At 55.4% G+C, this 13326-nt stretch carries 11 protein-coding genes; 9 read left to right on the top strand and 2 right to left on the bottom strand.

Going from position 1 to position 13326, the window contains the following annotated elements:
• Positions 1-320: 320 nt before the first annotated feature.
• On the top strand, positions 321-1058 hold the full coding sequence (locus ACED87_RS06000) for a hypothetical protein (RefSeq protein ID WP_449089723.1): 738 nt from the start codon (positions 321-323) through the stop codon (positions 1056-1058).
• A 69-nt stretch (positions 1059-1127) separates the two neighbouring features.
• Here the strand turns inward: ACED87_RS06000 and ACED87_RS05995 are convergent, their stop codons facing one another.
• Positions 1128-1979 carry a PRD domain-containing protein gene (locus tag ACED87_RS05995; protein WP_449089722.1) on the bottom strand — a complete coding sequence of 284 codons (852 nt, stop codon included), beginning with the start codon at positions 1977-1979 and terminating at the stop codon, positions 1128-1130.
• A gap of 200 nt (positions 1980-2179) precedes the next feature.
• Between ACED87_RS05995 and brnQ the strand changes: the two genes are divergently transcribed.
• Both brnQ and ACED87_RS05985 read left to right on the top strand, forming a co-directional pair.
• Positions 2180-3481: a branched-chain amino acid transport system II carrier protein gene (brnQ, locus tag ACED87_RS05990; RefSeq protein ID WP_449081540.1), complete on the top strand. Its 1302-nt coding sequence runs from the start codon at positions 2180-2182 to the stop codon at positions 3479-3481.
• A 505-nt stretch (positions 3482-3986) separates the two neighbouring features.
• Positions 3987-4628 carry a VanZ family protein gene (locus ACED87_RS05985; RefSeq protein WP_449089721.1) on the top strand — a complete coding sequence of 214 codons (642 nt, stop codon included), beginning with the start codon at positions 3987-3989 and terminating at the stop codon, positions 4626-4628.
• Here ACED87_RS05985 and ACED87_RS05980 read toward each other — a convergent pair.
• Positions 4615-5844, bottom strand: coding sequence for an acetylornithine deacetylase (locus ACED87_RS05980; RefSeq protein ID WP_449081537.1), 1230 nt, complete (start codon positions 5842-5844; stop codon positions 4615-4617). The two genes, ACED87_RS05985 and ACED87_RS05980, sit on opposite strands and share 14 nt — an antisense overlap.
• 284 nt (positions 5845-6128) lie before the next feature.
• On the opposite strand from ACED87_RS05980, the gene ACED87_RS05975 reads away from it, so the two are divergent.
• The 6 genes from ACED87_RS05975 (at position 6129) to ACED87_RS05950 (ending at position 13231) form a co-directional block, all read left to right on the top strand.
• On the top strand, positions 6129-7535 hold the full coding sequence (locus tag ACED87_RS05975; RefSeq protein WP_449089720.1) for a GntP family permease: 1407 nt from the start codon (positions 6129-6131) through the stop codon (positions 7533-7535).
• A 121-nt stretch (positions 7536-7656) separates the two neighbouring features.
• Entirely contained in the window at positions 7657-9705 is a 2049-nt protein-coding gene (locus ACED87_RS05970; protein ID WP_449089719.1) for a DUF6541 family protein, read from the top strand.
• Between the two features lie 139 nt (positions 9706-9844).
• Positions 9845-10588, top strand: coding sequence for a glycosyltransferase family 2 protein (locus ACED87_RS05965; protein WP_449089718.1), 744 nt, complete (start codon positions 9845-9847; stop codon positions 10586-10588).
• A gap of 4 nt (positions 10589-10592) precedes the next feature.
• Positions 10593-10991 carry a DUF2304 domain-containing protein gene (locus ACED87_RS05960; protein WP_449089717.1) on the top strand — a complete coding sequence of 133 codons (399 nt, stop codon included), beginning with the start codon at positions 10593-10595 and terminating at the stop codon, positions 10989-10991.
• Positions 10992-11048: 57 nt separating this feature from the next.
• The gene (locus ACED87_RS05955; RefSeq protein ID WP_449089716.1) at positions 11049-11924 is read left to right on the top strand and encodes a glycosyltransferase family 2 protein; all 876 of its coding nucleotides are present in this window, start codon (positions 11049-11051) and stop codon (positions 11922-11924) included.
• A 2-nt stretch (positions 11925-11926) separates the two neighbouring features.
• Positions 11927-13231: a hypothetical protein gene (locus ACED87_RS05950; RefSeq protein ID WP_449089715.1), complete on the top strand. Its 1305-nt coding sequence runs from the start codon at positions 11927-11929 to the stop codon at positions 13229-13231.
• The last annotated feature ends 95 nt before the right edge of the window (positions 13232-13326 follow it).

The raw sequence follows: 13326 nt of genomic DNA, 5'->3' as shown, positions 1-13326 counted from the left end.
TGTTATTTGTGACGGGAAAGGGGCAACTTCTAGCGATCTTATCCACAGGCATTTGACGAGCAGAAATGAGGGTTATCCACAGAAATGAATAGGGTTGCTTGAAACGCCCAAACCTTTTTTGCCACAGTAACGGCATGGAACTCAACCTCTCACATATCTGTTCAGCCATGCACACTCACCGCGAACTAAAAGACTCAGGTATGAGCAATAACCTCATCAGTGCAAAACGCCGCAGAGGCGAACTTATACGCTTGACCCGCGGGATCTACCTCAAAGGCGACATCGCACGACACTGCACAGACAGCGACCGAGCCAAAGCTATGACAGTAGCCCTTCAGAAAAACCGTCCCACAGCCGTAGTAAGTCACCAGTCGGCCGCCCTGCTATGGGGCGCACCGCTGCTGACCCTACCCCCTAAGGTGCATCTTTCCCTCTTAGGTACCAATAAGTCGGGGCACCCACAGGCAGTCCTACATAGCCATAAGGTAACGGAATGCTCTCTGGCTACTGATTTAGGCGGAGTCAAAGTCACGAACCCGCTAACTACCGTCGTAGACTGCGGAAAAACTATGCCTCTGCAAGAGTCGCTAGCTATCGTAGATTTCTTTTTAAAACATGGGAATCTTAAACTCGACATGGTGCGAGAAGAACTAGAGCAAATTGTGGGACGAGGCTCCCAGAAAATACGTGTTGTGGCTCATCTGATGAGCCCGCTGAGTGAATCCCCTCTAGAGTCCTTTGCCAGACTTCGCCTCTATCAGGGAGGAATCGAACAGCCTATTCAACAGTTTGAGATCATGACCCCCTCCGGTCGCCTGTACCGAGCTGACTTTGCGTGGCCTCACCTCAAACTACTTCTTGAGGTAGACGGTCTACATAAGTATTACGGAGCCTATCGGCCCACCGATGCGCAGTTGCGTAACGATACGCTGCGGCAACGGGAATTAGAACTGGCAGGGTGGACGGTCCTGCGTGCTACCTGGGGCGACCTGGCGCAGCGTCCGGAACTGTTGATATCGAGATTGCGTCACCTTGGCGTCCGGAAAACAAGCCAATGACCCTACTCTTTCTCTCTTCACCCTAGAGGTTATCTCAGGGTGAAGAGAGAAAGAATAGGGCCAACAACGCTAGGAGATACCGTACTGGTCCCGGGCCAAACGGGCAATATGAATCGTCAAATAGGTCAGCTCATCGTCCGTCAGGTTCTGCCCCAGATGCACCTCAAGCACCAGCTTCACCTTAGTAGCTACAGCAAAAGCGCGGGGGTGAGCCTCCTTCAAACTCTCCAAGAGCAGGGGGACGCTAGTGCCCACGTCCGTAGCCTGGGCGGCGCTCGCGCGGGCAAAGAGATAGCGCAGATGCGTCACGAAACGAGCTGCGCTCATCAGTGACCGTTCCATAGGGCCGCCAAAACCGGCCCCAATCACCTCAAAAATCTGGGCAAAAACCTCGGTCATACGGTAGGTGCCACCCATGCTCTCAGAAGCGAACTGCGAATTTACCAGGTGCATAGCCAAGGGGATAGCCTCCACCTCAGGCAGTTCAACCCCCAGACGCTCCTTCACTAGCTCCAAGGCGCGCCGACCAAAGCGAACCTCTTGCGGGTAGAGCTGAGAAACTTCAAGAGCCAAAGGGTAATCCACGGACAAGCCCTCACGGGCGCGCACCACCGCATAACTTATATGGTCGGCCACCGGCACAATAAAGGAATGAGAAATCGTAATGCCCTCAGCCTTGACCAGAAACTCAAGCTCAGTAGCTAGCCCCAAAATCTCAGAGGGAATCTTGGCCAGGGACCCGGCTAAATGCTCATCGGGGGTACCATGTTCAGGGACAAAAGTCTGCTCAATTAAGGTGGGATCTAGCATGTCGCCCTTGCGCTTACCAAAGGCTAAACCCCGACCAATGACCACCATGTGGTCACCTGTGTAGGACTGGGCCAGCGCCACATTATTGTTATAAATACGTGAAATACGCATTACGGCCCCCTTTCGCCTCAGTTTCACAATGCGAACATCCTTATCAGTTTACAGACCTGAAACTTAGAAGAAGGCTCTAACGCCCCTTTCTAGCTTTTAAGAGGAGTAGACTGACTCCATTCGTCCATACACAGAACTACCCCTTTCTTTTACCTATGAAATCAACATCCGTTAAGTCATCATCACCCATGATGAGCATCGTGTTTATCGCACTGATGCTCTTCTCCATGTTCTTCGGCGCAGGAAACCTCATCTTCCCGGCCATGCTCGGCGCAGAATCAGGAGAGAAATTCACCCCCGCCATTATCGGCTTCCTTGTTACCGGCGTCCTTATGCCTATTCTTGCGGTCATCGCGCTGGCTGTGACCGGCCGCGACATGCAAGATCTGGCATCACGCGGTGGCAAGATTTTTGCCCTGCTCTTCCCGCCCCTGGTCTACCTGTCTATCGGTGCCCTCTACGCCCTGCCACGTACCGCTACCGTCAGCTACGCCATGGCCGTTGAACCCCGCTTCAACGAGGGGGGCATGCTTCCTACCATCATCTTTGCCGCTATCTTCTTCGGTATCTCCTACGCCCTGGCAATGAATCCCACCGGCATTGTCGATAAGCTCGGTAAGTATCTGACCCCTGCCCTAGTTATTCTGCTGGCTGTGCTGGTGGTCATGAGCTTCATTACCTTGCACTCCCCGGCCTCTGCCCCCACCGAAGATTACGTCAACGGTGCTTTTGCTACCGGCTTTGTTAAGGGCTACCTCACCATGGACTCCCTGGCAGGTCTGGCCTTCGGTATTATCGTCATCGCCTCCCTGCGTGAAAAGGGCATCACCGGTCGTAACGAGCTGCTGCGCGGTGTGATTCTTGCCGGTAGCATCGCAGGCGTCTTGCTGGGTGCCTTCTACCTGGGCCTAGGCTACATCGGTAAGCACATCGCTGATGGCCAAGGCTATAAGGACGGTGCAGCCCTGCTAACCGATGCCGCTGCTCAGACTATGGGCGGCCCCGGCGCTATCATCTTTGGTCTAATCGTACTGCTAGCCTGCTTGACTACCGCCGTAGGTTTGATTGGTGCCACCAGCTCCTTCTTCAATAAGCTGCTCCCTGGGATTTCCTACCGTGCCTGGGCTATCGTTTTCACCTTCATTGCCTTTGTGCTGGCTTCCTTCGGCCTGGAAAACCTGATGAGCTTCGCTGTCCCGATTATTACCACCCTCTACCCGCCGGCGCTGACCCTGGTCGTCCTGACCCTGGTTGAGGCTGCCTTACGCGCCCCCTGGATGAACCTGACTCACCGCTTTGCTCTGGTTATTTCAGTGATTTGGGCTCTTCTGATGACCCTGAACTCTCATAGTCTGGGTTCAAGCGTCATTGAGCCTCTGATTGGCTGGGCTCCTGCTCACTCCTACGATTTGGGCTGGGTCCTACCTACCTTTATCGCCGCTGTTGTAGGTGCAGTTATCGATATCGTGCAGCACCGTAGCCGTGCGGCTGTCGCCCACTAAGGAGGTAACACCTTCATCCCGTTGAGGGTAAAAAGAAAGGGTCTTGCTCCCGCTTCTGCGGGGCAAGACCCTTTGCTATAGAGAGGCTCGCGCTGAGGGGAACCACAACCATCAACGCGAGCCCGTCTAACGAGTTGCAAGGTGGTTCATTCAACTCAAACTTAGAAAGCCTTTGGGCAACCCGTCATAAAGTTTCTTAAAAAATAAACAATTGACAGCCTCAGTAAAACTCTACCCGATGAAGCTGAGGAAAGAAACCCGTAAGGCTCATAAAGACAGGTCTTTGTGAAAAATTACATCTATATGTCACTTCAATTACACCTAGACTGCTCCCCCTGTTATTCAGCGCACCACCCCTGCCCCCCATATACAGCGCTAGCCGCAAGTGCCGGTCTTGCCCTAGGAGCCCTCACCCAAACCCCTCGCACAGAACCTAACACTCCCTGTAAAGACCCAGCTAAAATCGATACACTCAAGCACACAGCACCCCACCACCTACGAGGCCATGCGGTACTACTTCTACTTCTCCATCCCAGTGCTCCACCAAGCACTCTCCCTCTGGGCCCTGCTCATGATATTTATCGTGCCCACCCTCTGTTGGCGCGGCCGTAAACTACCTACCCGCAGGCTCCTACGCCGCATAGCTGCCACCAGCGTCCTCGTCCTCTACGCCACCGGGGTCATCGCCTACACCTTCCTACCCCTACCCGATCAAGACACCTTCATCTGCCCCGACGGCTGGGGCAACACCTACCCCCGCTTCTACCTCGGCTGGAGCCTCCAATTCGCCATAGCAGCAAACGATGGCCTACTCGGCGCCCTCTTCTCCACCTACATGCTGCAGATGCTACTCAACGTCTTACTCTTCCTACCCTTTGGCTTCCTAGCCCGCTGGCGCTGGGGAGCAAGCTTCCGCACCGTCATGTTCAGCGCCTTCAGCGCCTCCCTCACCATCGAACTAACCCAAGTAACCGGCATCTGGGGCTACTACGACTGCGCCATCCGCACCTTCGACGCAGAAGACATCTTCAACAACACCCTAGGAGCCCTCATAGGGTGGAGTGCCCTAGCAGCCTGGCAACACCGCCACACCCTGCCCAGGCACCTCCGCCACCTCTTCGGACGCCAAGGGACTACTGGCCCCTAGCCCACTCCAAGACCTTCACCATAAAACGATCACACGCCTCAATCTGACTCAAATCAATCCACTCATTAGGGGTATGAGCCTGGGCAATATCACCAGGGCCACAAACCACCGCCTGCACCCCACCATAAAGGGCAAACTGGCCAGCCTCAGTACCATAAGTCACCTTCTGCGACTCCATAGAACCCGCACGACCAGCCCACCCATTAGCCAAGCCAATCACCTCAGCCCCATCAGCAGTACCCAAAGGCGGCACCGCAGCAAGCAACTCATGAGTAATACCCACCGCGCCCACAAACTCACCAGAAGCAGCACCAGCCAAAACCTCAGCGTCCGCCGCCCGCGCCTTCAAAGCAGGCAACAAATCATCGGCAATCTTCGCCTCAACCTGAGCCACCACCTCAGCGGTAGTCATCTGCGGAACAGTGCGGAAATCATACTCCAAAACCACATGCTCACCCACAATGTTGTACTGAATACCACCACGAGCAAAATTCACCCCGCCCGTAGAATAAGGCACCACAAAACCCTCATCAAAAGGGCCCTCAGCCCGCCAAGTAGCAGCCAACTTCTCAAAGAAAGTAATAAACTCCGCCGCCTGCGCCAAAGCATTCACACCATGCGGGCCCAAAGACGCATGCTTAGCAATACCCTTAAAGGTCACCCGGCCACGATGAGAACCCTTATGAGCCGAAATCACCTGCATCATCGACGGCTCACCAATCACCGCGAAATCAGGGGCAATACCGCGCTCCCGGAAATCCTCAATCATGGCAGGAGCACCCGCACAACCAACCTCCTCATCATAAGAAAAAGCGAAATGCACCGGCCTCACCAAATCCACCTGCATCAGCTGCGGCAACAACCACATAGCCGACCCAATAAAAGACTTCATATCCGAAGCCCCACGGCCATACAGCTTCCCGTCCTTAACAAGAGGTGTGAAAGGGTCAGTGACCGTCCAAGCCTGCCCCTCAACCGGCACCACATCCGTATGCCCCGACAAGACCACACCACCGTCCGTACCGCCATCTGCTGCAGGTACGGTCACAAAGAGGTTAGCGCGCTCGCCGTCCTCGCTATAGGTGTAATAGGACGTAAGGCCATGAGCCTCAAACTCAGCCGCCAAGAGGGCAAGCACGGGCAGATTACTGGTCTGGCTGATGGACTGGGCGGCAATCAGCTTTTCAGTCCAAGGAAGAGATGCAGGAAAAGTCATAAGAACCAGTCTAAAACCAGAAACCTGCCGTACACCCTTTAGGTCGTGAGATTACAGAAGCGAATGATCGCCCAGACCATGGAAACAATGAGCCTGAGAGGCAGACGCTCTGGCAGCCAGAATATCTAAGGGGCGGACGCCGATGAGCAGCTCACATAGCTACCGGCGGTGACAACAGTAACAAGCATGACATGCCAGAAGGGCAGCCCGCAGGCAAGAAGGTAAATCATAATAGACCCAGCACTACAAAAGTTGCCACCCACACCTAGAAAGAACAGGTCAGTATGCCTCTTCCCGATGATTGGACCCCGACCCTCACCGCCGGTCCCCTCCTCGCCCTTGCAGCTGGTGCCGTCCTGTTGCTCCTGCTGCTCATTATCAAATTCAAGCTCCACGCCTTCCTGGCCCTGATTATCGTCAGTCTGGTCACTGCCATAGCAGCAGGCATCCCCCTGATGAGTATCGTTACCGTCATGCTCGAGGGTTTCGGCTCAACCCTCGCCACCGTCGTCCTTCTCGTGGGTCTAGGGTCCATGCTCGGGGCCCTGCTAGAGCACTCCGGCGGCGCACAAGTGCTAGCCCACAAACTCATCTCAGTCTGTGGTGAAACCCGCGCCCCCCTAGCTCTAGGCATCGCAGCCCTCCTCTTTGGCTTCCCCATCTCCTTCAACGCCGGGCTCGTCGTTATGCTCCCCATCGTCTTCTCCGTAGCCCGCTGGGTGGGTGGATCGCTCCTCTACTACGGCCTTCCCGTGGTCGGCGCCCTAGCCGTGATGCACGTCTTTGTGCCACCCCACCCCGGAGTGGTTCTGGCAACCTCCTTCTTCAAAGCAAACATCGGCACGCTCCTGCTCATCTCCCTCCTTATCGCTGTGCCCACCTGGTACATCGCCGTCTACCTCTATAGCCGCTTCGTTGGCCGCCGCATCAATGTGCCCGTACCTGCCCTCCTTGGCCACGAAACCGCCCAAAAAGACCCCCACAACCCCCCAAGCTTCGGCACCGTCCTTTTTATCTTGCTGCTCCCCATGCTGCTGATCTTCCTCAACAACGGCCTAGAAATGCTGGTCGCCGGCGAAGTTCTCCCCCCAGAAACCACACAAGAACCCTGGTTCCAAGGCATCAAACTCCTGGGCGAAACCCCCGTCGCTCTTCTTTTAACCTGCCTTCTAGCCATGTACCTGCTGGGTTATAAACGCAAAGAATCAGCCCTAAGCATTCAAAACATCATGGACAGTGCCCTGCCCTCTGTCTGCTCCATCCTGCTCATTACCGGGGCAGGCGGCATGTTCGGCGGGGTGCTCCGCACCTCCGGCATCGGAGACGCTATCGCCGACACCCTAGGCGACCTAGGTGTTCCCCTCATCGTGGCAGGCTTCCTCATCTCAGCCATGCTGCGTGTAGCACAAGGGTCAGCCACCGTCGCTCTCACCACCTCAGCAGGGCTCATTTCCCCCGGCGTCCTGGCAGCTGACTACAACCCCATCCAACTTGCTGCCCTGGTTGTCTCTGTTGCGGCAGGATCCATTGTGCTCTCCCACTTCAACGACTCCGGCTTCTGGCTCATCAGCCGCTTCTTCGAAATGGACGAAAAAACCACCCTCAAAACCTGGACCGTCATGGAAACCCTCATCGGCCTCGTCGGTTTTACCGGCGCCCTGACCGTCTTCGGGGTAGCTAGCCTGCTCTAACATCCCCAGGGCTATGACCCTAAACATGTCTACAGATTTAGAACTGTTCCCAAGAGCTAGCTAGCTAAGCACTAGACTTGGGGAGGACGCTTTACCCCCGTGGACATACACAAGGAGAACGATGAGCTGGTTCGAGATTGCAATGCCTTTCACTCTAGGGCTGCTGTACTTGTTTATTCCGGGGCTGCTGATGGCCACCGCCTTGCGGGTGCGCGGCTTCGACGCATTCGCCCTGGCCCCTGCTCTTTCTATTGGGGCAATCATGATAGGTGTGATAGTCGCCCCTGCCTTGGGGGTAACCTGGGGGCCCTTAGTGCCCTTTATTGCTGCCCTGGTGCTCGCCTTGGTACTGGGTGGGCTGGGGCTAGTTGCCCACCGGCTGGGAATCTGGGACGCGCCTGCCCCCCGCAGAGCTCAGAGGGAACCTGCTGGAAGTGTAGCCGGAAGCCTAGCTGCTCCCCGCCTAATCCAGCGCACCCCCTGGTACTCCACTGAACAGGGAATTTACTGGCTCAGCGCCCTGATAGGTGCCGCCTTCTTGATGCGAAACGTCACCAATGCCCTGGGAAGCCCGGAATGGATTTCCCAGACCTGGGATAACAACTTCCACCTCAACGCAGTACGCTACATCGAGAACACAGGCAGCGCCTCACCGCTTACCCTGGGTGCTATGACCGCAGGCGAAGGGGAGCCCACCTTCTACCCTGGAGCCTGGCATGCCCTTGTATCGCTGATTTTCATGGGGTCAGGAGTCGATATCCCCGTGGCTACCAATACTGTAGCCCTGCTAGTGTGTTCAGTAGTGTGGCCTTTAGGTATGGTCTTCATGGTGCGTCAGCTCCTTAACCTTAGCGCCCCGGCTGTACTGGTTACCGGTGCCCTGGCGGCGTCCTTTACTGCCTACCCCATTCTGCTTCTGGACTTCGGGGTGCTCTACCCCAATCTGCTGGGCATCGCCCTTATCCCCCCGGTTCTTGCTCTTCTTGCGCAGCTCTTCCGTGTGGTGAAGGTGCGATATGTGGCAACTGTTCCGGCAGTCTTGCTGGGAATCCCCGCGGGTCTTGCCCTGTCGTTGGCTCACCCCAATGCCCTGATGTCAGCTCTTGTCATGGCAGTTCCTATTTTTGCTGCCCGTCTGTATGCCCAGTGGGCGGCAGTCTTTAGCCGGCGAGCCTCCTGGGTCAGTGCGGTGCTTACTTCTGTAGGTATTGCAGCTCTACTTGCTGTGATTTATACCCTCTGGGTAGTAATACGCCCGCCGAAAGAAGCGGGTGAAATGTGGGGCCCGGTTCTGTCACCTGCCCAGGCTATTGGAGAATCCTTTGTGCAAGGGCCTATGGGGCAGGGGGTTCAGTGGCTTCTCTTCGTGCTGTTTGTGATGGGGCTTTATGCTCTGGTGCGAACTCGCCACGCCCCCGTGTGGGTTTTCTTCTCATGGGTGGTCGTGACCTATTTCTATGTTGCTGCCCGTTCCTTGACCTGGGAAGAAGGCCGCTATTTTGTGGTGGGCATCTGGTACCACGACTCCTACCGCTTGGCCGCCATCCTGCCCATCATGGCTATTCCCCTGATGGTACTGGGTGTTGATTGGCTAGTAGGTAAAATTCAGGACGCCCGCGATTGGTCAGGTGCGACCAGCTGGTCACCGCGCACTGTAGTAATCGCACTGAGCGTGGCCGCCTTGGGCCTGGTAGGTGTGCTGGGTCAGATCTCTCAGCCCCTAGAGGACCAGGTTCGAGCAAGCTACTTCTCTTATCAGCCGACGAATGATTCCCCGCTGCTGACTGAAGATGAGCGGGCTTTGCTGGAAAATCTTGACGAGTATGTGCCTGAGGAATCAGAAATCGCCGTTCAGGCCTTTACCGGGGCACCGCTGGCCTACGCCATTGCTGACCGTAAGGTAACGGCCTACCACACCATTTATTCGGCTGACGAAGAGACTAAGTACCTTCAGCACAATCTGAATAATGCCCTCTATGACCAGCAGGTATGCCAGATTATTGATGAGAACAATATTGATTTCTACCTAGATTTTGGGAAGAAAGAAGTGAACTCAGGCGACCACATCGGGTGGTACATGGGCTACGAGGATCTTCCCCAGTCAGGTGTGCTGCGCGAAGTCTACCGTTCAGGGGATGCGGTGCTCTATGAAATTGTTGCCTGCTCATAGCTAGCGTGAGCTGAGCTTACGTGCCGCCCTATCTCACACTGTTCTTGCGGGGAAGTCCTCTGAGGCCAAATGTTAGACTGGGTTGTATCTTTGCCCTGAGAATCTGGGCGGACGGACCTCCGAGGAGAACCCTTTGTCGATGAACCCCTCATCTGCTTCTGTTGGTGAACCGCGTACCCTCATCATCATGCCCGCATGGAATGAAGAAGAGGTTATTGGTGGCACTATCACCGAGCTTTACCGTATGATGCCTGAAATTGACCTTCTGGTGGTCAATGATGGTTCAACTGACCGCACTTCGGAGATCGCCCGTGAAGCTGGCGCTTTCGTGATTGATTTGCCCTACAACATGGGTATTGGCGGGGCGTTGCGTACCGGGTATAAATACGCCCGCCGCATGAATTATGACCGCGCTATCCAGGTGGATGCAGACGGCCAGCACGACCCTAAGGGTATTCGTACTGTACTGGCTGGTCTGGATGATGGAACTGATATTTCCATTGGGTCACGTTTCGCTGAAGCTACCAACTACAAGGTACGCGGCCCCCGTAAATGGGCCATGGTTGTCTTAGCCTTCCTCTTCACCCGCATCTCAGGCAAAAAGTTCACTGACGCGACCAGCGGTTTCCGTGCCGCTAACCGTCGGGCGATCGCCCAGTACTGTGAGCATCTACCGGCAGAATATTTGGGTGACTGTATTGATGCCTGTGTGATGGCAATCCGTGCAGGGCTGACTGTCAAGCAGGTGCCGGTGGAGATGCGTGAGCGTCAGGCTGGTACCCCTTCGTCTAACCCGTGGAAGTCCGCGATTTATCTGGTTCGCTCTTTCTTCTCGTTTGCTATGTCGATGACCCGTTCTAAGACCTCAGTAGGGGGCAAATAAAAATATGTCAATCAACGCATATATCTTCTTTTTGGTCTTTGCGGCAGTAATTGTCCTGCTGGTGCTTGCCCAGGTGCGCAACCAGAACATGAAAGAAAAGTACGCAGCACTATGGTTGATTGTTTCAATCACCATTATTGTCCTGGTAATTTTCCCCCGCCTGCTGCTCTTCTTTGCCGATCTAATCGGTATTGAATCCCCCGTCAACCTGCTCTTCCTGCTTTCTATCATCATGCTCATCGGGGTGTGCCTGCACTTGACTGCGGCCCTGTCAAAGATGGGTGAGGACGTCCGCGTGCTTGCTGAAGAGGTCGCTATTATGCGGGCTATCCAGAACCAGCCTGATAATGAGCAGCACCAGCGTGCAGTTGCGCGCGCAAAGAACCTGACTTCAGGTAAGTAGCAGGCATCTAGGGCGCTATCGCAGAACAGGCTTTTCTGCTCGAAAGGACGTGACCGCATGACGGTTGACATTATGATTCCCTACTACGGCGACGTTCAGCAGATGAAAGATGCCGTATCTTCTGTGCTCCGGCAGACCAGCCAGAACTGGCGCCTAGTCATCGTTGATGACCGCTACCCTGACCCCACTATCCGTGAATGGGTAGAGGCTATGGACGACCCCCGCATCGTCTATGTCCTCAACGAAGAAAACCTGGGTTTAAACGCTAATTTCCGCCGCTGTGTTGAGCTGGCGGACAATGAACTTACCGTCATCATGGGCTGCGATGACGTTCTCTTACCTAACTACGTTCAGTGGGTAGAGCGCACCGCTCTGTCGCACCCGGAGGCTACTATTTTTCAGCCTGACGTTGTGGTCATTGATGAACACGACGCCCTGTCGAACACCCTGGTAGAGAAAACCAAGGCCTACTACCGCCCCAAGACTTCAACCCTCATTTCGGGGGAAGATTTCGTGATGACCGTCCTGCGTGGTAACTGGCTTTACTTCCCCTCTTTGGCTTGGCGTACTGACGCGCTCAAGAAGCACAGCTTCCGTGAGGGCTATGACATCGTGCTAGATATGGGGCTGCTTCTCGATATCGCCTTTGATGGGGGAGCTCTCTACTATGATCAGACGCTTGCTTTCATGTACCGCCGCCACAGCGCATCCTTCTCATCAGCCGGCGCTGTGGATGGTGTGCGGTTCGATGAAGAGCGACGATTCTTTAATGAGATGAAGCAGCGCTCGCAGGAGCGGGGCTGGTCACGGGCCGCCCGTACCTCTGCTGTGCACCTCTCCTCTCGTCTGCACGCTGCCACACTCTTGCCACGGGCAGGGGTAGGCCGCGATTGGTCGGCTGTATCTAAGCTGCTACAGCATGTGGTGTGGTAGTCGTGCCTTCTGAAACTTCTCAGCCTGATCTTGAAGCTGCACCTATCCAAGACAAGCCTCAGGCAACTATTAACCGTAATGAGTCTTTGGCCCTACTGATGGGCTCCCTTCTGACTGCCGGTTCTTCTCTGCTGGTGACGGTGCTTGCCGCGCGCACACTGGACCCCTCTCAGGCGAGTGAATTCGTGGTTTTTTGGGGCTTGCTGTTTGGTGTCTACGGTGTTTTGACCGGTATCCAGCAAGAAGTAACCAGGGCTGTAGGGTCCGCCCATCAGAATAAAGCCTTACACGGTGTTCGCGTTATGCCGGTAGCTCTACTCTTTGGGGCTACCTGCGCGGTGCTGGTAATAATCATGGGTCTCTTAGAGGGGCCTGACCTGCTGGCAACCAACACTTGGAGTGCCTTTGGCCTAGTGGCGCTGGCCTCTATTTTGTACTCTGGCCAGAGCGCTATGATGGGGTCAGCCTCCGGCTCTCGCCGCTGGTATCTCTTAGCCACTATTACAGGTGGGGACGCCTTGGCCCGTCTTCTCTTGGCCGCTCTTGTCGCGCTGACTGTAGCAGGTTTGGTTCCTTACTACCTGGCGGTCACTTTTCCCGTGCTGGTGTGGGTGCTTCTTCTGGGGAGTAAAGCCGGTAGGGCTGCGGCGGCTGAGAGAGCTGATGTCCCTACCCATCTGCTGGCGCAGAAACTGGGTTTTGCGGTGATTTCTTCTGCGGCTAACGCTGTTCTGGTCACCGGGTTCCCCGTTGTTTTGCAGTTTGCTTCCTCAGAAGAAGAACTACAGAACGGGGCCGGTTTACTGGCGGCAGTGGTTTTCGCTATCACAGTAACCCGCTCTCCTATCATGATTCCCCTCCAGTCTTTTCAGGGAGTGGTGATTTCCTCCTTCCTGAAACAACAGCACCGCCCGCTTCAGGCCCTCCATACCCCCATGCTCGTACTCCTGGGGGTAGGGGTACTTGGGGGTGTCCTCGCCTACCTGCTAGGGCCCTGGCTCTTTACTCTTATCTTCGGGGCCGCCTATGAGGGTCTACTCACCGGCCTCTTCTTAGGTGCCCTCACCTTCGCCTCAGCCTTCATGGCCTTACTGATGATCACCGGGGCGGCAACTCTTGCTACCAACCACCACCGTGCCTATACCCTGGGTTGGGTGACTGCCGCTGTCCTAGCTATCCTGCTTGTATTTGCGCCGGTGAGTTTAGAAGGTCGAGCCCTCCTCGCCCTCTACCTTGGCCCAGCAGCTGGGGCGCTGGTACACCTTATCTCCCTCTATCTAGCGCGGAAGACGGTTGCCCCCAGCTAGGCACCCTACGCGTGATAACTATCTTCTGAGAAGCCTCTGAGCCCTATGGTAAACTGCCCAAGTTGCCCGGCCACAGAGTAACAACCACACTACAG

It is taken from the genome of Rothia sp. 32237D007AR (assembly GCF_053544675.1).
The sequence above is the reverse complement of the archived record's forward strand: the minus strand, read 5'-3'. Positions and strand labels throughout refer to the sequence as shown.